Annotated in this window: 21 protein-coding genes; 6 read left to right on the top strand and 15 right to left on the bottom strand. The window is 68.4% G+C overall.

Annotated elements, in window-relative coordinates; all coding sequences use genetic code 11:
- Position 1 precedes the first annotated feature (1 nt).
- From ACTIEY_RS13120 to ACTIEY_RS13110, 3 genes are read left to right on the top strand one after another with little or no spacing between them, the layout of a single operon-like run.
- A complete protein-coding gene (locus ACTIEY_RS13120) occupies positions 2–667 on the top strand; it encodes a cysteine hydrolase family protein (protein WP_439519579.1) in 666 nt (221 codons plus the stop codon).
- 14 nt (positions 668–681) lie between these two features.
- Positions 682–1,374, top strand: coding sequence for a GntR family transcriptional regulator (locus tag ACTIEY_RS13115; RefSeq protein WP_439519578.1), 693 nt, complete (start codon positions 682–684; stop codon positions 1,372–1,374).
- Between the two features lie 33 nt (positions 1,375–1,407).
- A complete protein-coding gene (locus ACTIEY_RS13110; RefSeq protein WP_439519577.1) occupies positions 1,408–1,875 on the top strand; it encodes a DUF3237 domain-containing protein in 468 nt (155 codons plus the stop codon).
- Here ACTIEY_RS13110 and ACTIEY_RS13105 read toward each other — a convergent pair.
- A complete protein-coding gene (locus tag ACTIEY_RS13105) occupies positions 1,862–2,272 on the bottom strand; it encodes a YciI family protein (RefSeq protein ID WP_439519576.1) in 411 nt (136 codons plus the stop codon). The genes ACTIEY_RS13110 and ACTIEY_RS13105 overlap by 14 nt on opposite strands.
- Positions 2,269–2,739 (bottom strand): hypothetical protein, encoded by a 471-nt coding sequence (locus tag ACTIEY_RS13100; protein WP_439519575.1) that lies wholly within the window; start codon positions 2,737–2,739, stop codon positions 2,269–2,271. Before ACTIEY_RS13100 ends, ACTIEY_RS13105 begins: the two co-directional genes overlap by 4 nt.
- Positions 2,740–2,782: 43 nt before the next feature.
- Between ACTIEY_RS13100 and ACTIEY_RS13095 the strand changes: the two genes are divergently transcribed.
- The gene (locus ACTIEY_RS13095; RefSeq protein ID WP_439519574.1) at positions 2,783–3,868 is read left to right on the top strand and encodes an AI-2E family transporter; all 1,086 of its coding nucleotides are present in this window, start codon (positions 2,783–2,785) and stop codon (positions 3,866–3,868) included.
- 2 nt (positions 3,869–3,870) lie between these two features.
- Here ACTIEY_RS13095 and ACTIEY_RS13090 read toward each other — a convergent pair whose 3' ends face one another.
- The 4 genes from ACTIEY_RS13090 to ACTIEY_RS13075 all read right to left on the bottom strand — a co-directional run bounded on the left by ACTIEY_RS13090 (position 3,871) and on the right by ACTIEY_RS13075 (position 10,692).
- Positions 3,871–5,277 (bottom strand): efflux transporter outer membrane subunit, encoded by a 1,407-nt coding sequence (locus tag ACTIEY_RS13090; protein ID WP_439519573.1) that lies wholly within the window; start codon positions 5,275–5,277, stop codon positions 3,871–3,873.
- Positions 5,278–5,300: 23 nt separating this feature from the next.
- Positions 5,301–8,528: an efflux RND transporter permease subunit gene (locus ACTIEY_RS13085; RefSeq protein ID WP_439519572.1), complete on the bottom strand. Its 3,228-nt coding sequence runs from the start codon at positions 8,526–8,528 to the stop codon at positions 5,301–5,303.
- 29 nt (positions 8,529–8,557) lie between these two features.
- A complete protein-coding gene (locus tag ACTIEY_RS13080) occupies positions 8,558–9,769 on the bottom strand; it encodes an efflux RND transporter periplasmic adaptor subunit (protein ID WP_439519571.1) in 1,212 nt (403 codons plus the stop codon).
- 89 nt (positions 9,770–9,858) lie between these two features.
- Positions 9,859–10,692 (bottom strand): alpha/beta hydrolase, encoded by an 834-nt coding sequence (locus ACTIEY_RS13075; RefSeq protein WP_439519570.1) that lies wholly within the window; start codon positions 10,690–10,692, stop codon positions 9,859–9,861.
- Positions 10,693–10,801: 109 nt separating this feature from the next.
- On the opposite strand from ACTIEY_RS13075, the gene ACTIEY_RS13070 reads away from it, so the two are divergent.
- On the top strand, positions 10,802–11,713 hold the full coding sequence (locus ACTIEY_RS13070; protein ID WP_439519569.1) for a LysR family transcriptional regulator: 912 nt from the start codon (positions 10,802–10,804) through the stop codon (positions 11,711–11,713).
- Between the two features lie 21 nt (positions 11,714–11,734).
- Here ACTIEY_RS13070 and ACTIEY_RS13065 read toward each other — a convergent pair whose 3' ends face one another.
- The 6 genes from ACTIEY_RS13065 to ACTIEY_RS13040 all read right to left on the bottom strand — a co-directional run bounded on the left by ACTIEY_RS13065 (position 11,735) and on the right by ACTIEY_RS13040 (position 16,035).
- Positions 11,735–12,898: a flavin-containing monooxygenase gene (locus tag ACTIEY_RS13065; protein WP_439519568.1), complete on the bottom strand. Its 1,164-nt coding sequence runs from the start codon at positions 12,896–12,898 to the stop codon at positions 11,735–11,737.
- A 75-nt stretch (positions 12,899–12,973) separates the two neighbouring features.
- Positions 12,974–14,242 (bottom strand): RNA polymerase sigma factor, encoded by a 1,269-nt coding sequence (locus tag ACTIEY_RS13060; RefSeq protein WP_439519567.1) that lies wholly within the window; start codon positions 14,240–14,242, stop codon positions 12,974–12,976.
- A gap of 10 nt (positions 14,243–14,252) precedes the next feature.
- Positions 14,253–14,663 carry a VOC family protein gene (locus ACTIEY_RS13055; protein ID WP_439519566.1) on the bottom strand — a complete coding sequence of 137 codons (411 nt, stop codon included), beginning with the start codon at positions 14,661–14,663 and terminating at the stop codon, positions 14,253–14,255.
- A 22-nt stretch (positions 14,664–14,685) separates the two neighbouring features.
- Positions 14,686–15,126, bottom strand: coding sequence for an SRPBCC family protein (locus ACTIEY_RS13050; RefSeq protein WP_439519565.1), 441 nt, complete (start codon positions 15,124–15,126; stop codon positions 14,686–14,688).
- Between the two features lie 27 nt (positions 15,127–15,153).
- Positions 15,154–15,576 carry a YciI family protein gene (locus tag ACTIEY_RS13045; RefSeq protein ID WP_439519564.1) on the bottom strand — a complete coding sequence of 141 codons (423 nt, stop codon included), beginning with the start codon at positions 15,574–15,576 and terminating at the stop codon, positions 15,154–15,156.
- Positions 15,577–15,678: 102 nt separating this feature from the next.
- The gene (locus ACTIEY_RS13040; protein WP_439519563.1) at positions 15,679–16,035 is read right to left on the bottom strand and encodes a YciI family protein; all 357 of its coding nucleotides are present in this window, start codon (positions 16,033–16,035) and stop codon (positions 15,679–15,681) included.
- 85 nt (positions 16,036–16,120) lie between these two features.
- Here ACTIEY_RS13040 and ACTIEY_RS13035 point away from each other — a divergent pair, with 85 nt between their 5' ends.
- Positions 16,121–16,402: a cupin domain-containing protein gene (locus ACTIEY_RS13035; RefSeq protein ID WP_439519562.1), complete on the top strand. Its 282-nt coding sequence runs from the start codon at positions 16,121–16,123 to the stop codon at positions 16,400–16,402.
- Between the two features lie 15 nt (positions 16,403–16,417).
- On the opposite strand, the gene ACTIEY_RS13030 is transcribed toward ACTIEY_RS13035, so the two are convergent.
- From ACTIEY_RS13030 to ACTIEY_RS13020, 3 genes are read right to left on the bottom strand one after another with little or no spacing between them, the layout of a single operon-like run.
- Positions 16,418–17,626: a tetratricopeptide repeat protein gene (locus tag ACTIEY_RS13030; protein ID WP_439519561.1), complete on the bottom strand. Its 1,209-nt coding sequence runs from the start codon at positions 17,624–17,626 to the stop codon at positions 16,418–16,420.
- 11 nt (positions 17,627–17,637) lie between these two features.
- The gene (locus ACTIEY_RS13025) at positions 17,638–18,858 is read right to left on the bottom strand and encodes a Tm-1-like ATP-binding domain-containing protein (protein ID WP_439519560.1); all 1,221 of its coding nucleotides are present in this window, start codon (positions 18,856–18,858) and stop codon (positions 17,638–17,640) included.
- Positions 18,855–19,298 carry an SRPBCC family protein gene (locus tag ACTIEY_RS13020; protein WP_439519559.1) on the bottom strand — a complete coding sequence of 148 codons (444 nt, stop codon included), beginning with the start codon at positions 19,296–19,298 and terminating at the stop codon, positions 18,855–18,857. The genes ACTIEY_RS13025 and ACTIEY_RS13020 overlap by 4 nt, the downstream gene beginning before the upstream one ends.
- Positions 19,299–19,312: the final 14 nt, after the last annotated feature.

Below are 19,312 nucleotides of genomic sequence, written 5' to 3'. Positions count from 1 at the left end.
CATGCAGGTCGACGCCCTACCCTTCCCCTACGACTTCGACGTTGCCCACACCGCGCTGGTCATCATCGACATGCAGCGCGACTTCATCGAGCCAGGGGGCTTCGGCGAGACGCTGGGCAACAACGTGGCGCTGCTCGAAGCCATCGTGCCCACCTGCCAGGCCGTGCTGGGCGCGTGGCGCCGCGCAGGCGGGCTGGTGGTGCACACGCGTGAAGCGCACCGGCCGGATCTCTCCGACTGCCCGCCGGCCAAGCGCCTGCGGGGCCATCCTTCGCTGCGCATCGGCGATGTCGGGCCCATGGGCCGCATTCTTGTGGCCGGTGAACCCGGCAACCAGATCATCCCCGCGCTGGCACCCATGGCCGGCGAGACGGTGGTCGACAAACCGGGCAAAGGCATGTTCTACGGCACCACGCTGCACGAGCAGTTCCACAAGGGCGGCATCACGCATCTGCTGTTCATGGGCGTGACCACCGAGGTGTGCGTGCAGACCAGCATGCGAGAGGCCAACGACCGGGGCTACGACTGCCTGCTGCTGGAAGACTGCACCGAGAGCTACTTCCCGCACTTCAAGGCCGCGGCGGTGGAGATGCTGCGCGCGCAAGGGGCCATCATCGGCTGGACCGCGACCAGTGTGCAACTGCTCGCGGCGCTGAACGCGCGATGAGATAGAGTTTCCCTGTGCAGAAAACACCCCATCCCTCACGCGCCAACGAGGTCTACGAACAGCTCAAGCGCGACATCGCCGACTTCCGGCTCGTGCCCGGCGACCGCTTCACCGAGCACGAGCTTTGCGCGCGGCTGGAGGTCTCTCGCACGCCGGTGCGCCAGGCGCTTTTCCGCCTGCAGCAGGAAGGCCTGGTGGAGGTGATGTTCCGCAGCGGCTGGCGCGTGCTGCCGTTCGACTTCGACAAGTTCGACCAGCTCTACGACCTGCGCATGGTGCTGGAGACCACCGCCGTGCAACGGCTGTGCCAGCAGGAGGTGGCCACGTCCGAACCGCTGTTGACGGAATTGAAGGAGCGCTGGCTGGTGCCGGTGGCCGAGCGCAGCAGCGACGCCACGCAGGTCGCCGCCTGGGACGAATCCTTCCACGAAACCCTGGTGAGCGCGGCCGGCAACGCGGAACTGGCGCGCGTGCACCACGAGGTCACCGAGCGCATCCGCATCATCCGCCGGCTCGACTTCCTCAAGCAGATGCGCATCGACGCCACCTACGACGAACACGCCAAGATCCTGCGCGCCATCCTCGCCCGCAAGGCCGACCGGGCCGACCTGCTGCTGCGCTCGCACATCCAGGCCAGCCAGGTCGAGGTGCGCAAGATCACGCTGCACCAGGTGTACATGGCGCAGCAGGTGGCGCCGGCGGCTTGAAGAGAGTGAAGTGGGGATGTGGACAATGCCTGCATGAACGCGCCCGCCCCACCCTCGCTCTCTTTCTTCGCCACCCTGTCCATCCAGGTCGCTCCGGCTCACGAGGTGGGCCAGACGGCCGCTGGCAACCGGCGGGTGATTCCCATCCTGGGAGGCCATGTGCAAGGTGACGGCTGGAGCGCCCGGGTGCTGCCGGGTGGGGCCGATTTCCAGGCCATCGTCTCGCCGACGCTGGCGCAGCTCGACGCGCGGTACGTGCTCGAGACCGATGCGGGTGAACTGATCTACGTCTGCAACCGCGCCATCCGCGTGGCTTCAGCCGACATCACGGCCCGCCTGGTGAGGGGCGAGCCGGTGGACCCCGCGCAGGTCTACTTCCGTTGCGCGCCCACGTTCGAGACGGCCTCGTCCACGCTGGGCTGGATCAACGAGCGGCTCTTCATCGGGAGCGGCACACGCCTGCCCGACCGCGTGGACATCGCCTGCTTCACGGTGCAGTAGAGCGCCTTCTTTCGTCGGGCGTTTCGTTCGTCACTGCAAACGCGCTGGCGCGCACGTCCTCGATCGGACGGATCTCGAATGCGAGGCCATAGGCCAGGCAGGGGTTGTCGGCCGCGATGCGCGCGGCTTCGTCCAGGCTGTGCGCCAGGATCCACCAGTAGCCACCCACCACCTCCTTGGCCTCGGCAAACGGCCCGTCGATGATGCGTTCGCGGGTGACGAGCCGGCTGTCCCGCGCCAGCCGCTGGCCGCGCCTCATCTGGCCCTTGGCCACGAGGTCTTCGTGCCAGTCGTAGAACCGGTCGATGGCGGTCTGGATGTCCTGCGGAGACGCATCCGCGTCCCACTGGCCGCGAGAGATGACGAGGTATTCGCCCGGGCGCTTGTCTTCACTCATTCGATGGGCTCCTTCACAGTGACCGCGTCGAAGCCCAGGTGCTGCATGAGCTCCCGCAGGATCAGGACGTAGGCCGCGAAATCGGTCTCGCTGGGCAGGCCGCTCGATGCCACGGGTCGCCCCTGCGAGACGGCCACCAGGCCGTTGAAGACGCGTTCGACGTCATCGATGGACAGGGGCGGTGCCGGGTCAAGACCGGGCCGGGCCACCACCACCACGTGGCGGGCGTGGGCGTCGTGGGTCACCAGGGTGGTGCCCTCGGGCAGCGTTCGCGTGAGCGGCATGAGCAGGTCTTCGACAAAGGCGATGGCGTTCTCGAGTTCCAGTGGCGATGGGGGTTCGTTGCGCCACGGGCCGGATCCGAGTTCGTGCGTTCCGAGCGCGAGCACGCTGTCCAGGCCGGGGTCGGTGGTCGCGGTCAGTCGGGTCGACTGCTCGCCGATGTGCAGGGTGGTGATGCGGTCCATGACGCACTTTATCGGCTCCGGCGGGGCGTGTCAGAATTTCCGCATGCCCCCAGTCCTTCCTGCTTCGCTCGTCGCCCGTGGTCTTCTGCTTCTGCTGCTCGCCGCCGGCGTGTATTTTTTCCGGGGCTTCGTGGTGCCGGTGCTCGCCGCACTGATCATCGGGTTTGCGAGCTGGCCGCTGTACGAACGCCTGGTACAGCGCTGCCGGGGCCGCACCGCGCTGGCCGCCAGCGTGGCGCTGCTGGTGGTGCTGGCGGTGCTGGTGGCCCCTCTCATGGTGGCCCTGCACTACGCCCTGCAGGAGGCCACGATCCTGGTGAACTGGCTGCTGGCGGCCAACCGCAACGGCGCACCGGTGCCCAACTGGATCGCCGCGCTGCCCTTCGTGGGCGAGCAGCTCGCCACCTACTGGCGCGAACACCTGGGCGCGCCCGGCGCGCTGGGCGAGTGGATCCAGCTCCTGAGTGGCCAGCATGTGGGCAACATCTACCGCATGGCGCTCGCCGCCACGGGCAACCTGTTCAACCTGGCGCTCACCATCCTGTTCATGCTGATCACGCTGTTCTTCATCTACAAGGACGGCACGCGCATCGCGCGGCAACTCGACGTGGTCGGCGAGCGCGTGCTGCAGCATCGCTGGCAGCGCTTCTCGCGCGTGGTGCCTGCCACGGTGAGCGCCACCGTGATCGGCATGGGCGTGATCGCGGTGGGCGAAGGTGTGGTGCTGGGCGTGGCCTACTGGATCGCGGGCGTGCCGTCTCCGGTGCTGCTGGGCGTCATCACCGGCTTCATGGCGCTCATTCCGGGCGGCGCGCCGCTGTCGTTCACGCTGGTCTCGCTCTACCTCGTGGGCTCGGGCCACCCGGCCGCGGGCGTTGCCCTGTTCGTCTGGGGTTCGGTCGAACTCTTCATCGTCGACAAGACGCTGCGACCGCGCCTGGTGGGCGGGCCGGTCAAGCTGCCTTTTCTGCCCACCTTCTTCGGCCTGGTGGGCGGCGTCACCACCATGGGCTTCGTCGGTCTGTTCGTGGGGCCGGTGCTGATGGCGCTGCTGGTCGCGATCTGGCGTGAGTGGTTGCGCAGCATCGAGGCGTCGGGCCCAGAAACCCAGGATCCGCGCTCCACCTGACTTCAGGCCGCGTCCCAGCCGCCGCCCAGCGCCCGGATGAGCAGCACGGTGGCCTGCTGGCGGGCTGACTCCACACGCTGCGCCTGCCGCCGGTTCTGCAACTCGTTGCGACGCGCGTCGAGCAGTTCGAGCTGGCTCACCAGGCCGTTGCGGTAGCGCGTTTCCGAGATGGCACTGGCGCGCTGCGCGGCGCTGACCGCACGTCCCTGGGCCTGCGACTGCTCCTGCAAGAGGCGCAGGGCGGACAACTGGTCTTCCACTTCGCGGAAGGCGTTCAGCACCTGGCCCCGGTAGCTCGCGGCGGCGGCGTCCAGCTGCGCCTGGGCGCCCTGCACGCCGGCTTCGCGCCGACCGCCATCGAACAGCGGCAAGGACATCAACGCGCCAATGCCCCAGGCGCGTGCCGACCACTTGAACAGGTCGCCGATGTCCGGCGACGCGTACCCAGCGGCGCCAGTGAGCGACACGCTGGGGAACCACGCGGCCTGCGCCACGCCCACGCGGGCCTGCGCGGCCAGCAGCGACGCCTGTGCTGCGGCCACGTCGGGACGGCGAGCGAGCACCGTGCCCGGCACGCCGGCCGGTATCACGGGCAGGGCGCGGGCGCCACTGTTGGATGCGAGCGCGAAGCCCGATGCCGGTTCGCCGACCAGCACGGCCAGCGCGTGTTCCAGCTCGGCGCGACTTCGGCTGAGCGCGAACACCTCGGCCTCGGTGGCGGCAAGTTCGGTCTGGATGCGGATCACATCAAGCTCGGCCACGTCGCCGGCCTCGAAACGGCGCTGCGTGAGGCGCAGCGTGTCGCCGTAGGCGGTGGCGGTGTCCTGCACCAGCGTGCGTTCGGTGTCGGCCGCGCGCAGCGCCAGGTAGGTCTGCGCCACCTCGGCCTGGACCAGCAGGCGCGTGCTTTGCAGCAGGGCTTCGCGCGATTGCGCGTCCAGCGTGGCGGCGTCGCGCACGCCCGCCAGCCGGCCGAACAGGTCCACCTCGTACGAGAGGTTCACGCCGGCCTGCAGCAGGGTGGCCGGCGTCGCGCCGTTGGCGGTGTTGGCACCGGCGCCGCGGGAGGCATCGGCCCCCACGCCGATCTGCGGCGCGCGGTCGGCCTGTGCGCCGCGCACCAGCGATCGCGCCTGGGTCAGGCGAGCCGCGGCCTCCTGGATGCTGGTGTTGTTCGCACCGGCGCGCTCGGCCAGGTCGTCGAGCACCGGGTCGTTGAACGCCTTCCACCAGGTGCCGCGGCTCTGGGCCTCGGCGGGCTGGGCAATGATCCAGCGTTCGTTCTGTCGCTGCTGTTCCCTGAACTGGGGCGGCGTCTCGATCGGCGATGGCAGCGGCGGCAGCGCGGTGGCGCAGCCGGCCAGAAAGAGGGCGACGGCGAGCGGCAGCAGGTGATGGAGCTTCTTCATGGTGTGCACCTTCTGTGTCTTCTTCAATGGGTCAAGGGGGCGGCGGGCACCACGCGCGCGGTGCCGCCACCGCCGGAGGCGAAGCCTTCGAAGTGGGGAATTTCGCCGTGCTGGCGCAGCGCGCGGTTGCCCGCCAGGCGGCGCAGCAGCACGTAGAACACCGGCGTGAGGAACAGGCCGAAGGCGGTCACGCCGATCATTCCGGCGAACACGGCCACGCCCATGGCCGAGCGCATCTCGGCGCCCGCCCCGGTGGCCAGCACCAGCGGCAGCACGCCCATCACGAAGGCCAGCGAGGTCATGAGAATGGGGCGCAGGCGCAGGCGGCTGGCCTCGATCGCTGCCTGCACCGGTGACCTGCCCGCAAATTCCAGCTCGCGCGCGAACTCCACGATCAGGATCGCGTTCTTTGCCGAGAGTCCCACCAGCACGATCAACCCGATCTGCGTGAACACGTTGTTGTCACCCCCATCCAGCCAGACCCCGGTCATGGCCGCGAGCAGGCCCATGGGCACGATCAGGATGATGGACAGGGGCAGCGTGAGGCTCTCGTACTGTGCGGCCAGCACCAGGAACACCAGCAGGATGGCGAGCGGGAACACCCACAGCGCGGAGTTGCCGGCCAGGATTTCCTGGTAGGTGAGCTCGGTCCATTCGAAGCCGATGCCTTGCGGCAGCGTCTCGGCGGCGATGCGCTCGATCGCGTCCTGCGCCTGGCCCGACGAGAAGCCGGGCGCGGGGCCGCCGTTGATGTCGGCCGAGAGGTAGCCGTTGTAGCGCATGGCGCGTTCCGGGCCGAAGCTGGAGTTCACCTTCATCAGCGCCGACAGCGGCACCATCTCGCCGGTGTTCGAACGCACCTTGAGCAGGCCCACGTCTTCGGCGCGTGCGCGGTAGGGCGCGTCGGCCTGGGCGCGCACGCTGTAGGTACGGCCGAACTGGTTGAAGTCGTTCACGTACAGGCTGCCGAGGTAGATCTGCATGGTGTCGAAGATGTCCGTCACCGGCACGCCGAGCTGGCGCGCCTTGGTGCGATCGATGTCGGCGTAGAGCTGCGGCACGTTGACCTGCCAGCTCGTGAACATGCCGGCGAGTTCGGGCGTCTGGTAGGCCTTGGCCATGAAGGCTTTCACGGCCGCATCCATCGCCTCATAACCGAGCGAGGCCTTGTCCTCCAGCTGCAGCTTGAAGCCGCCCGTGGTGCCCAGGCCCGCCACCGGGGGCGGCGGGAACATGACGATGAAAGCGTCCTGGATGCTGCCGTAGGCCTGGTTGAGCTGGCCCGCGACGGCGCCGCCGCTCTGGTCGGCACGCCTGCGCTCGGCAAACGGCTTGAGGGTGGCGAACACGATGCCGGAGTTCGAGCTGTTGGTGAAGCCGTTGATCGACAGGCCGGGGAAGGCAATCGCGTCTTCCACGTTCGGGTTCTGCTTGGTGATTTCGCCCATGCGGTGGATCACGTCTTCCGTGCGGTCCAGCGTGGCACCGTCGGGCAACTGCGCGAAGCCGATCAGGTACTGCTTGTCCTGCGCCGGCACGAAGCCACTGGGCACCGCCTTGAACAGGCCGAAGGTCACGCCCACCAGCGCCAGGTAGATCACCATCATCAGCGCCTTGCGGGAGACGACGCGCCGCACCCCGCTGCTGTAGGCCTCGGCACCGCGGTGGAAGAAACGGTTGAAACCCCGGAACAGTCCGCCGAAGACCCGATCCATGCCGCGCGTGAGCGCGTCTCTGGGCTGGTCATGGCCGCGCAGCAGCAGGGCGGCAAGCGCGGGCGAGAGCGTGAGCGAGTTGATCGCCGAGATCACGGTGGAGATCGCGATCGTCACGGCAAACTGCTTGTAGAACTGGCCGGTGAGACCGCTGATGAAGGCCAGTGGCACAAACACCGCGACCAGCACCAGCGCGATCGCGATGATGGGACCGGACACTTCCTTCATCGCGCGGTAGGTCGCGTCGCGCGGCGACAGGCCGGCCTCGATGTTGCGTTCCACGTTTTCCACCACCACGATGGCGTCATCGACCACGATGCCGATCGCCAGCACGAGGCCGAACAGCGAGAGCGCGTTGATCGAGAAACCCAGCAGGTGCAGCACCGCGAAGGTGCCCACCACCGACACCGGCACCGCCAGCAGCGGAATGATGGAGGCGCGCCAGGTCTGCAGGAACAGGATCACCACCAGCACCACGAGCGCGATGGCTTCGAGCAGCGTGGTGATCACCGATTGGATGGACGCGCGCACGAACTGCGTGGGGTCGTAGGCGATGCGGAATTCCACGCCCTCGGGCATGTTCTTCTGCAGCTCGGCCATGGTGGAGCGCACCTCGGCCGAGATGTCGAGCGCGTTGGAGCCCGGCGCCTGGAACACGCCCATGCCCACCGCCGGCTTGTTGTTGAGCAGCGAACGCAGCGAGTAGTCGGCCGCGCCCATCTCCAGCCGCGCGATGTCGCGCAGCCGGGTCACGGCGCCGTCGCCCCCGGTCTTGACGATGATGTCGCCGAACTCCTCTTCGGTCTGCAGCCGGCCCTGGGCGTTGATGGAGAGCTGCATGTCCACGCCCGGCAGGCCCGGCGACGCGCCGACCACGCCGGCGGCGGCCTGCACGTTCTGGCCGCGAATGGCAGCGACCACGTCGCTCGCGGAGAGCCCGCGCTGTGCGACCTTCTGCGGGTCGAGCCACACGCGCATGGAATAGTCACCGCCACCGAAGATCTGCACCTGGCCCACGCCCTGGATGCGCGCGAGGCGGTCCTTGACGTTGAGCACCGCGTAGTTGCGCAGGTAGTTGATGTCGTAGCGGTCGTTGGGCGAGACCAGGTGCACCACCATCGTGATGTCGGGCGAGCTTTTCACCGTGGTCACACCCAGGCGGCGCACCTCCTCGGGCAGGCGCGGCTCGGCCTGCGACACGCGGTTCTGCACCAGCTGCTGGGCCTTGTCGGGATCGGTGCCGAGCTTGAAGGTGACGGTGAGCGTCATCACGCCGTCGGTGGTGGCCTGGCTGCCCATGTAGAGCATGCCTTCGACGCCGTTGATGGATTCCTCCAGCGGCGTGGCCACGGTCTCGGCGATCACCTTCGGATTGGCGCCCGGGTACTGGGCGCGCACCACCACCGAGGGCGGGGCCACCTCAGGGTACTCGGAGATCGGCAGGCCGCGCAGCGCGACCAGGCCGGCGATCAGGATCAGCAGCGAGAGCACGCCCGCGAAGATCGGCCGATCGATGAAAAATTTCGAGAAACTCATGGTGTTCTTCTTTTCATTTGCGTGGCGATTCAGGACTTGGCCACGGCCACCCCGGGGGTATCGGTACGCGCGTTCATGGGCACCACTTGCGGTTGCACCACGTCACCCGGGCGCACGCGCTGCAGGCCGTTGACGACGATGCGCTCACCGGGTTTGAGGCCACTGAGCACGGTGCGCAGGCCATCGACCGGCGCGCCCAGCGTGACGGCGCGGTACTCGGTCTTGTCGCCTTCGCCCACCACCAGCACGTACTTCTTGTCCTGGTCGGTGCCGACGGCGCGCTCGCTGACCAGCAGGGTGCGCGCGGTCTGCGGCTGGCCCATGCGGATGCGCGCGAACTGCCCCGGCATCAGGCTGCCGTCCTTGTTGTCGAAGACGGCGCGCACGCGCACCGTGCCGCTGCGCGGGTCGACCTGGTTGTCGATCAGCTGCAACTGGCCGACATAGGGCGTGTCGGTCGTGGCCGAGGTGCCCATCTGCACGGGGATGCGTTCGACCGCCGGGCGTGCGCCACCCGCGAGTCCCTTGAGCGCACCGGCCACGGTTTTTTCATCGGCGTCGAAGCTGGCGTAGATCGGGCTGACCGAGACCAGCGTGGCGAGCACGGGCGCGCCCGGGCCGGCCGCGATCAGGTTGCCGACCGTCACCTCCAGCCGGCCGATGCGACCGGCGACCGGGGCGCGCACCTGCGTGTAGCCCAGGCTCAGGCGAGCGGTCTGCAACTGGGCTTGCGCGGCCTTGAGATTCGCTTCTGCTTCGCGCAGTGCGTTCTCGCGGTCGTCGAGCTCGCGCTGGGCGATCGCCTTGTCGTCCCACAGGCGGCGGGCGCGGGCGTGTTCATGGCTGGCGTGGGCCACACGGGCTTGCACTGCGGCCGTCTGAGCCTCGGCGCGCGCCACCTCGGCTTCGTAAGGTGCGGGGTCGATGGAGACCAGCAGAGCCCCCTTGGCCACCAGCGCGCCTTCACGAAAATGGGTTGCCTGCACGACACCCGCCACGCGCGAGCGGATGTCCACCCGCTCCACCGCTTCCAACCGGCCCGAGAACTCGTCCCAGGCGGCGATGTCGCTCTCGGTCACGGTGGCCACGGACACGGGCATGGGTGGCGGTGCACTCGGTGGTGCGCTGGCGCGGGCAACGCCTGCCTGCTGCACGATCGCGGTGCCCGCGAGGATGATGACGGCCAGGACGATGGCGGTGGGCCACCAGAGGCGGTGATGGAATTTGGGCAGTTGGCGCATGGTTTTTCCTTTTTGAGGGCGAGCGGGACCCTTCCCGGCGGATGACCGGGTTGGGCGTTTCAGGGTGTTGAGAAAGGGAGCGCGGGGCGTCAGGACGGCGGGGGTGTCGCGGCCTGGAAGAACGCCCGGACTTGAGCGCGCACCTGGACCGAGCACGGACACCCCTCGGCGGGCTGATCGCCCAACGAGTCAGGCCAGCCCGTCTTCGCGGGCATCACGTTGCTGTGCACGTCAATGCCCGCTTCGCGCAGCCGCTCGGCATAGGCCAGGGCTTCGTCGCGCATCGGGTCGTCAGTGCCCGTCAGGATCAAGGTCGAAGGCAGACCGGCCAGCCGTTGAGCAAGGCCGGGCACTGCGTAGGGGTGCTCGGCATCCATCGGGCCACGCAGGTACTGCTGCCAGCCATCCATCCACTTGCAACCAGTGGCGTCGCCCATGGTCGCGCGCAACGAGGCGGTGGCGTTGCACGGATTCAGCATGGGCGCGACCAGTATCTGCCCGGCCAACGGCGGGTGGCCGCGGTCGCGCACCATCAGGGCCACGGCTGCCGCAATATTGCCGCCCGCTTCCTCGCCCGCCACGAACAGCGGCGCGCCGCTGCCGGCCAGCCTGGTGCGCTGCTTGTACAGCCACTCCAGCGCTGAAAAACCGGCCTCCACCGCTTGGGGGAAAGGGTGTGCCGGCGCCAAGGGATAGTCCAGCGACGCCACCACCGCGCCCGAGCTGGACAGCAACTCGGCCATGCAGGCACCACTCTCGAGGTTGCCCGACACGAAGGCGCCGCCGTGGAAGTGCAGCACCAGCGGCATGGCCTGGCCACGCGTCTTCTGGCCCCACACGCGCAGGACCAGCGGCGGCGTGCCCGGCACTGACAGGGTCTGTGTCGGGGTCGACACGGCGGAGGAAGTGGAAGTTGAAACCATGGGTTGGACTATAGGCATACCTTTTCTGCGGATAAAGCCATGCCCCACCAGTTGTCTGTTTCGATTGCGCGAACAATCCAGCCACAAAGCGCAAACAAGGACAGAGGGAATGGACCAGATTCAATCGATAAGGGTGTTCGCGCGGGTGGTGGAGGCCGGCACATTCACCAAGGCAGCGGAGTCACTGGACCTCCCCAAGGGCACGGTGACCAAGCTGGTGCAGCACCTGGAGTCGCGCCTGAAGGTCAAGCTGCTCAACCGGACCACGAGGCGCGTGACCGTGACGCCCGATGGCGCCGCGTACTACGAGCGCACGGTCCGCGTGCTGAACGACCTGGACGACATCGAGGCCAGCATGACCAACGCGCAGGCCAGTCCCAGCGGGCGCCTGCGCGTGGACGTGGGCACGTCGGTGGCGCAGCAGATCATCATTCCTGCCCTGGCCGATTTCTATCGGCGCTTCCCCGACATCCAGCTGGACCTTGGCGTCACCGACCGGATCGTGGACATCGTCGCCGACAACGTCGACTGTGTGATACGCGGCGGCGAGCTGACGGAGCAGTCGCTGGTGGCGCGGCGCGTGGGCAACCTGCCGCTGATGGCGGTGGCGTCGCCAGCCTATCTTCAAGCGCACGGCAGTCCTGGGCACCCGGACGAACTGGAGCGTGCGCACACCGTGGTGAACTTCTTCTCCTCGCGCACCGGGCGGCCCTACCCGCAAGAGTTCGAGAAGGACGGCGAGAAGTTGGAGGTATCCGGCCGCTACAAGGTCTCGGTGAACGAGAGCAATGCGCTCACCGCTGCGGTGCTGGCCGGCCTGGGCGTTTCGCAGATCGGCGCCTTCACCGCCGTGCCGCTCATCCAACGCGGTGAGCTGGTGCAGGTGCTGCCTGACTGGACCTGCCCGACGATTCCGCTGTACGTGGTGTACCCGCCGAACCGGCACCTGAGCGCGAAAGTGCGGGCGTTCGTGGAATGGGTCGCGGAGCTGTTTGCCGGGCATCCGCAGATGTCGCGCTGAACGCGCACCCGGCCAGGCCGGCTATCGGCCCGATGCCCCGATGCTTTGCGCCACCGCCCGGGCCTGTGGTCCTATCGTGCGCAGCAAGCCACCTGGCTGGCGCACGTCGAAGCCCACGAAGTACACGCCGTCGAGTGCGCCTTCGCCCACCGTGCCCGGTGGCATGCCGCGCTCGTCCAGCGGCAGCGACGTCCGGGGGAACAGCTCATGCAACGCGGCGTCGTACCCGGTGGCGAGCAGCACCACGTCGAAGGGGTGGACCTCCCCGCCCGTGAAACGAACGCCACCCGGCGTGAGCGTCTGGATGCCGGGATACACCTGGATGTCGCCAGACTTGATGCGCCGCACGGTGCCGACGTCGATGACCGGTGTGCGACCTTCCTCGCGCAACTGGCGCAGCGGCGATTGCGCTGCGGTGTGAAGGCCGTATCGACTGAGGTCCCCCACCGTGAGGTTGCGCAGCACCACGGCCAGAGCATCACCCCAGGCGGCGGGCAGTTTGCTCAGCGCGATGCTGGAGAGCTGGGTCGGCCTGCCCAGCACGTCGCGCAGCACGATGTTGACCGGTGAACGCACGGAGATCGCTGCGCGCACGCCGTGCTCCACCAGGTCGAGCGCGATCTCGGCGCCGGTGTTGCCCATGCCCACCACCAGCACGCGCTGGCCGGCGAAAGGTGCGGCGTTGCGGTAGCTGCGGCTGTGCAGGATGCGGCCGCCGAAATCGGCCTGGCCGGGCAGCTCGGGCGCGCTGGGTTTTCGATTGGCGCCGGTGGCCAGCACCACATGGCGCGCGGCCAGCGCCTGCCCCGAGGCCGTGGTGGCACGCCACCGGGCCAGGGTGCCAGCCGGGGCCGGTTCGATGGCCACCACGTCCTGGCCCAGCTCGGGCCGCAGGCCATGGTGCTCGGCGTAGGCCATCAGGTACTCCACCACGCCCTGGCGCGGCACGTAGCGCGGTGCACTGTCCGGGAAGGGCAGGCCCGGCAGCGCGGAATGCGTCTTGACGGTGTGCAGGTGCAGGCGCTCGTAGTGGTGGCGCCAGGACGATGCGGGCTCCAGCGCGCGATCGATCAGCTTCACGTCCAGTCCGAGAGGCGCCAGACAGGCGGCGGTGGCCAGACCGGCCGGCCCCGCGCCGATGACCAGGACGTCCTGGAAAGAGGTTGTTGTTGTTGTCGGGTCCATAGGAGCCTGGTTCGCGCCCAGTTTGGACCGCTCGCCCGCAGAAGACCATGCGGGTTTAACCGGGGCGCCGCCCGTTCAGGCAAGGGCCGCGGCCCGCTCCAGCAGAAACGCCTTCTCTCGCTCGTTGCCCGCGAGTCCGGCGGCGCGCTGGAATTCGGCGCGCGCTTCTTCGCGCCGGCCGAGCTTCTCCAGCAGGTCACCGCGCACGCTGGGCAGCCACTGGTAGCGCTGCAGCGCTTTCTCCTTCATGAGCGCATCCACCAGCACCAGCCCTGCGGCCGGACCCGCGTGCATGGCCACGGCCACCGCGCGGTTGAGTTCCACCACCGGGGAGGGTGCGATCCGGGCCAGTTCGCCATAGAGATCGGCGATGCGCGACCAGTCGGTGTCCTTTGCACGCTGGGCACGCGCGTGGCAGGCGGCGATGGCGGCCTGCAGGTGGTACGGGCCGGGCTGGGCGGCCAGCAGGTCGGCCCGGTCGAGTGCGGCCAGGCCGCGGCGCATCAGCAACGTGTCCCAGCGCGAGCGGTCCTGGTCGGCCAGCAGGACGGGGCGTCCCTCGGCATCGGTGCGCGCCGCGGTGCGCGAGGCCTGGATCTCCATGAGCGCCAGCAGGCCGTGCACCTCGGGCTGCTGGGGCGAGATCTGCGCCAGCATGCGGCCCAGGCGCAGGGCTTCGTCGCACAGCGCCGGGCGCATCCAGTCGCCGCCACTGGTGGCGGTATAGCCTTCGTTGAACACCAGGTACACCACCTCCAGCACCGAGGCCAGGCGCTCGCCCAGGGCATCTGCGCGCGGCACCTCGAAGGGCACGCCGGCCTCGCTCAGGCTTCGCTTGGCGCGCACGATGCGCTGGGCGATGGTGGCCTCGGGCACCAGGAAGGCGCGCGCGATCTCGTGGGTGGTGAGGCCGCCCAGCAGCTTGAGCGTGAGCGCCACACGAGCGTCGGTGGAGAGCACCGGGTGGCAGGCGGTGAAGACCAGCCGCAGCAGGTCGTCGCCAATGTCGTCCTGGCGGGCTTCGTCGAGTGCGTCCACGAAATCGGGCACGTGCGTGGTGCCCAGGGCTTCCATGTCGGCGGCGATGTCCTCGTGCCGCGCATCGGCCATCTGGCGGTGGCGGATGTGGTCGAGCGCGCGGCGCTTGGCGGTGGTCATGAGCCAGGCACCGCCGTTGTCGGGGATGCCCTCGGTCGGCCAGTGTTCCAGCGCCGCCACCAGCGCGTCCTGCGCCAGTTCCTCGGCCACGCCCACGTCGCGCACCATGCGCGCCACGGCCGCGGTGACGCGCGCGGATTCGAGGCGCCAGACGGTGGCAATGGCCTGGTGGACACTGGAATGCATGCGCAGGAATCTACATCTGTGCAGGCGCTGCTGCCATGTCCATCCAGAAAACCTCCCACTGGTGGCCGTCCAGGTCGGCAAAGCCGTGCTGGTACATGAAGCCGTGGTCCATGGGCGCGTTGGGCGTGGTGCCCCCGGCCGCCACGGCCTGGGCCACGAGCTGGTCCACCTCGTCGCGGCTGTCGCACGAGAGGGCGATCAACACCTCGGTGGCCTTCTTCGCGTCCGAGATCGGCAACTTGGTAAAGCCCTGGAAGAACGGCTCGACCAGCAGCATGGCGTAGATGTGGGGCGCGATCTCCAGGCAGGCGCCCTGCTCGTTGGTGAACTGCGCGTTGAACGTGAGGCCGAGGGCCTTGAAGAAGGCCTGGGACTTGCCCATGTCCTTGATGGGCAGGTTGACAAAGATTTCACGCAGCATGGGGTTCTCCTGTCGACGTTGTTCAGTGAGTGCCTTCGCACAGGGCTTTCAGGGCCTGCAGCGCGCGCGGCCACGCATGGGCCATCGTGTCCTCGTAGCCGGCGAAGGTGTCCATGTCCACCTTCACGCGGGTGCCACCGGCCTCGTCGGTGAAGCTGTAGTTCTCGTGGCAGGGCGCCCACTGCCGCACGGCTTCGCTGGTGGTGTCGTCCTTGCCGTTCTCGATGAATCCCAGATGCCGGATGGACACGTACTCGGCCGGTCGGTGTTCGGCAATCTCCGACACCATGCCGTTGCCGGCGGGGTCGAGGAAGCGGATGGTCGCGCCCTGGTCCCACGAGCCCTTGTAGTGCGAGCCCTCGCAGAAGGCGCTCGTCCATTGTTCGTAGGTGGGTGCTTCCAGCATGGTGGCCCACACGCGCTGGCGCGGCGCCTGGATGAGGATGTCGAAATGCTGTTTCATGGTGTTTTCTCCTTGAATGGGGGAGGTTCAACGCGCCAGGGCGTCGAGTTTCCTGAAGTCTTCCAGCGGCTGGCTGGGCGGGAAGTCGTCCATCCCGTAGAGCTGGCGCAACTCGATCACGGCCTCCTTGCCGCGACCGGCCGGGTTGGGAAAACGGCGGCTCCATTCCAGCGCTTCTTCGCGCGAGCGCACCTGGATCAGGGTGTACCCGGCGATGAGTTCCTTGGCTTCGGCAAACGGGCCGTCGACCACGCGCTTCTGGCCATCCGCGCTGTAATGAACGCGCCAGCCCTTGCGGCTGGGGTGCAGGCCCGAGCCGTCGAGCAGCACGCCGGCCTGCGCCAGCGCCTCGTGGTAACGGACCATCTCCGCCATCAGGTCTTCGTCGGGCGCGGGGCTGGTTTCGGCCTCGAACTCCTCGCAGGACTTGACGATGATCATGAATCGCATGGCACTCTCCGGTTGACGGCCACGGCGTGGCTTCAACCGGTACGACGATGCAGGCGCTGCCGCTTCGACACCTTCATCTAGGTAGAAACCCGGGGGTGCTCATCAGTCGTAGCAGGGGCCCAGCGCACGCACCTCGACGGTGGCCCATTCGGCCGCCGGGCATTCGTGCGCGATGGCCACCGCTTCTTCCATGCTGTCGCACTGGAGCAGGAAGAAACCGCCGATCATTTCCTTGGCCTCGGCGAACGGCCCGTCCAGCACCTGCGCCCGCGTGCCGGGGGCCTTGCTCACCCGCACCGCCCCGGCATCGGAAGCCAGCGACTCCACCGCCAGCAGCTTGCCGCGTTCGCGCAGTTCGTCGCCAAAACGGACCATGCGCGCATACACCTCGCGGCCCTGGGCTTCCGTGCGGGTGGTGCGCTGGCCGGCGGGTTCGATGATCAACAACATGTGGGACATGGGGTGCCTTTCCAAGGTCGCAATCCAGACAAGGCCGCCATGCTACCGCTTGACCGCTGTACCCAAACCCCGACAATGCCAGCCCATGCCCAACCTCAACTTCGACGTGTTCCGCATCCAGGCCCTCACCGAGGGGTTCGACGAGGTGCTGGAACGCGAGTGGGCGCCCCTCACGCTGCTGGACATGCATTCCCACCCGTTTTCGGTGCGGGCGGTGGTCACGCGCGGCGAAATGTGGCTCACGGTGGGCGACCTCACCCGCCAGCTGCGCCCGGGCGACAGCTTCGAACTCGGCCGCGACGAACCGCACGCCGAACGCTACGGCCACGAAGGCGCGGCCTACTGGGTGGCGCGGCGCAACGACTGAGACGGGGCAGGCGCCTCAGGCCACCGGCTCCAGCAGCACATAGAGACCCATCACCGGCTTGCGCTGGTCCTCGCGCAGCGGTGCCTGCCAGGTTTTCTGCACGCGAAATCCATGGGCGTGGGCGAGGCGTTCGATGTAGGCGCTGGAGTGCGCGTAGCGCAGGCTGGGCAGCAGCTGCAGATCGGCCTGGGTGCTGGCCAGCTCCACCGAGAACGCGAAACAGCCCCCGTTCCGCAGGCGCTGGCGGACCGCGGCGAAGGCGTCGTCGAGCGCGCCCACGTAGATGAACACGTCGGCCGCGATCACCAGGTCGGCGGGTTCGAGCCCGTCTCGCAGGAAACCGAGCAGGTCGCCGTGGACCACGCGGCGGTAGGCACCGGTGGCCTGGGCCTGCTGCACCATGGCTTGCGCCAGGTCGACGCCGTCCACCGCGCCGGCCTGCTCGCGGATGAGCTGGCCGCACAGGCCGGTGCCACATCCCAGGTCGAGCACCAGTGGGTAGCGCTGGCCCCCTTCGCGCAGCGGCGCGAGCAGGGTCTGATGCGCCTGGTAGCGAAGCTGCTCCACCAGGTGCGTCTGGAAATCGTCGGCGTACTCATTGAACAGCGTTTCCACGTACGCGCGCGGCGGTTGTGGCGGGGTGGCATCGCCGCCACGCACCGAAGCCAGGTAGAAGCGATGCAGGGCTTCGTCGGCGCCGTGCGTGAGGGCCTGTTCGAAACACAGGGCCGCTTCGGCGTGGCGTCCTGCATCGCGCAGCAGGCTGCCACGCTGGCTCCAGGCGTCGGCCAGCGTGGCGTCGAGTGCCAGCGCTTCGTCCAGCGACTGCAGGGCATCGGCCGGTTGCTCCAGGTGCAGCTGGCACAGCGCCAGCGTGAGCCAGAGTTGCGCAGTGGCCGCGCCCAGTCGCATGCCGCGCTGCAGGGCGTGTTCTGCCAGTCCCCATTGACCCAGTGCCTCATGCGAGAGACCCAGCGCCACCCAGGCATCGCGGTGTGCCGGGTCGGCCTCGGTGGCCTGCTTCAGGTGTTCGATGGACTCGGCCCACAGCCCCAGCCGGCATTCGGTGACGCCGAGATTGGCCAGCACGGACGGCCGGCCCGGCACCAGCGAGAGCGCCTGCAGGTAGCTGGCCCTGGCCTCTTCCAGGCGACCGGCCTCGAAGTGGGTGTTGCCGCGAAAGAAATGGATCTTGGCTTCCTGGGTGGTGATGGCATCGCTCATGGCGCGACACCTTACACCAGGACCGCTTTCACCTCTTGGGCCAGCGCCGCCGCGAAAGCGGGATCGTTGATGTGATGGGGCAGCCTGACCAGCCGGTGGGTTTCGCTGGGGATGAACAGGCGTTCCAGCGTGTCGAACAACACCGCGTCCGCAGCCGGATCGTGAAACGGCTGTCCTGGCGCGTCGAGCATCGACACACCGCCCATCGGCAGCAGCAGGCGCACCGGAGCACTGGAACGGTTGAGCTGCTCGGCGATGCGCGTCGCCGCCGCTTCGAGCTCTCGGGCGTTGCTCCGCATCAGCGTCACGTTGGCGTTGTGCACATGGAAGGTGCGGCCCTGGTGCCGCTCGGGGATGGTGGCGGGTGCGCCCCAGTTGATCATGTCGAGCGCGCCGACCGAGCCCACCCACGGCAGGCCGTGGCGGGCGGCGGCGTCCAGCCGGTTCGGGCCTGCATCGCACACACCGCCGGCCAGGTGCTGGCCCACCTCGGTGGTGGTGACGTCGACCACCGCGCGCAGCATGCCGGCAGCGGCCAGGGACTCGAGCGTGCGGCCACCGGCGCCGTTGGCGTGGAACACCTGCGCATCGAATTCGTCGGTCAACAGCTCGCGCAACGCCTGCACACAGGGCGTGGTGACACCGAACATGGTCAGGCCGATCGACGGCCTGTCCTGATCTTGGTCGGCCGGCGCGTGGTGCAGCAGCATGCCGGCCAGCGCGTGCGCCGCGTTGGCCAGGATGGTGCGAGAGAGCCGGTTGAGTCCGGCGATGTCGGTCACCGGGTACATCAGGGTCATGTCCACCACACCCACGTAGGCCGACACATCGCCCGCTGCCATGGTGGACACCAGCAGCTTCGGGCTGCCGATGGGCAGCAGGCGCATGGCGGGCGCGATCATGGAGCTGCCACCCGATCCACCCACGCCGAGCATGCCCTGGATCTCGCCGGCGGCCAACCGCTCGCGCACCAGCGCGGCCAGCGCGTCGCCCATGGCGATGACGGCCTCGCCGCGGTCGGAAGGATCCAACACGGCCGATGCGCCTCGCGGATGGTGGCCCGCCACGACATCCGCTTCGATATCGGCCACGCCAGGCGCACTGCGCGTGCCGATGTCCACCGTCACCACACCCAGACCGGCCGTCCTCAACAGGCCTGCCAGGTAGTTGAGCTCGGCCGCCTTGGTGTCGAAGGTGCCCACCACCCAGGCGGTCGGGGCCACCGGGGTCATTTGCGCTTCTCGTGGTGCGCGTTCACGCACTCGAAGAAGGTGCGGAAGGTGCCTTTCACCCGTTCCATCGCCTCGGCCTCCTGGTCGGCGGGCACGTCCCATTCGGCCCACCACTCACCAAAGCAGCGGTTGCCTTCGGTGATGGGCAGCAGGTGCATCTCGGCCACGTAGTTCGTCCACGGCGCATCGATGTGCAGGATCCGGTAGCGGCAGCGGTGGGTGTCGTCCGAGAGGGCGAGCAACTGCTCGCGCAAATACCCGCCGTCTTCGCGCACGGTGAAGTGCCGCACACAGCCGATCTGGTCGGAGGGCTTGCCGTCCTCGATGTAGGACTTCTCGAAGTAGGGGTGGTAGTTGCCTAAAGCGCCGAAGTCGCGCAGATACGACCACGCCTGGTCGATGGTGGCGTTCATCACCGCGCTCACATATACCCGGGCCATGTTGGTCTCCTGTC

This window comes from Hydrogenophaga sp. (genome assembly GCF_051858985.1).
Classification (GTDB): Bacteria; Pseudomonadota; Gammaproteobacteria; order Burkholderiales; family Burkholderiaceae_C; genus Hydrogenophaga.
This window is presented reverse-complemented; position numbering and strand designations above follow the sequence as displayed.

Coding starts and splice junctions, on each gene's coding strand:
- ACTIEY_RS13120 (WP_439519579.1), top strand. CDS start 2: ATGCAGGTCGACGCCCTACCCTTCCCCTACGACTTCGACGTTGCCCAC.
- ACTIEY_RS13110 (WP_439519577.1), top strand. CDS start 1,408: ATGAACGCGCCCGCCCCACCCTCGCTCTCTTTCTTCGCCACCCTGTCC.
- ACTIEY_RS13105 (WP_439519576.1), bottom strand. CDS start 2,272: ATGAGTGAAGACAAGCGCCCGGGCGAATACCTCGTCATCTCTCGCGGC.
- ACTIEY_RS13100 (WP_439519575.1), bottom strand. CDS start 2,739: ATGGACCGCATCACCACCCTGCACATCGGCGAGCAGTCGACCCGACTG.
- ACTIEY_RS13095 (WP_439519574.1), top strand. CDS start 2,783: ATGCCCCCAGTCCTTCCTGCTTCGCTCGTCGCCCGTGGTCTTCTGCTT.
- ACTIEY_RS13090 (WP_439519573.1), bottom strand. CDS start 5,277: ATGAAGAAGCTCCATCACCTGCTGCCGCTCGCCGTCGCCCTCTTTCTG.
- ACTIEY_RS13085 (WP_439519572.1), bottom strand. CDS start 8,528: ATGAGTTTCTCGAAATTTTTCATCGATCGGCCGATCTTCGCGGGCGTG.
- ACTIEY_RS13080 (WP_439519571.1), bottom strand. CDS start 9,769: ATGCGCCAACTGCCCAAATTCCATCACCGCCTCTGGTGGCCCACCGCC.
- ACTIEY_RS13075 (WP_439519570.1), bottom strand. CDS start 10,692: ATGGTTTCAACTTCCACTTCCTCCGCCGTGTCGACCCCGACACAGACC.
- ACTIEY_RS13070 (WP_439519569.1), top strand. CDS start 10,802: ATGGACCAGATTCAATCGATAAGGGTGTTCGCGCGGGTGGTGGAGGCC.
- ACTIEY_RS13065 (WP_439519568.1), bottom strand. CDS start 12,898: ATGGACCCGACAACAACAACAACCTCTTTCCAGGACGTCCTGGTCATC.
- ACTIEY_RS13060 (WP_439519567.1), bottom strand. CDS start 14,242: ATGCATTCCAGTGTCCACCAGGCCATTGCCACCGTCTGGCGCCTCGAA.
- ACTIEY_RS13055 (WP_439519566.1), bottom strand. CDS start 14,663: ATGCTGCGTGAAATCTTTGTCAACCTGCCCATCAAGGACATGGGCAAG.
- ACTIEY_RS13050 (WP_439519565.1), bottom strand. CDS start 15,126: ATGAAACAGCATTTCGACATCCTCATCCAGGCGCCGCGCCAGCGCGTG.
- ACTIEY_RS13045 (WP_439519564.1), bottom strand. CDS start 15,576: ATGCGATTCATGATCATCGTCAAGTCCTGCGAGGAGTTCGAGGCCGAA.
- ACTIEY_RS13040 (WP_439519563.1), bottom strand. CDS start 16,035: ATGTCCCACATGTTGTTGATCATCGAACCCGCCGGCCAGCGCACCACC.
- ACTIEY_RS13035 (WP_439519562.1), top strand. CDS start 16,121: ATGCCCAACCTCAACTTCGACGTGTTCCGCATCCAGGCCCTCACCGAG.
- ACTIEY_RS13030 (WP_439519561.1), bottom strand. CDS start 17,626: ATGAGCGATGCCATCACCACCCAGGAAGCCAAGATCCATTTCTTTCGC.
- ACTIEY_RS13025 (WP_439519560.1), bottom strand. CDS start 18,858: ATGACCCCGGTGGCCCCGACCGCCTGGGTGGTGGGCACCTTCGACACC.
- ACTIEY_RS13020 (WP_439519559.1), bottom strand. CDS start 19,298: ATGGCCCGGGTATATGTGAGCGCGGTGATGAACGCCACCATCGACCAG.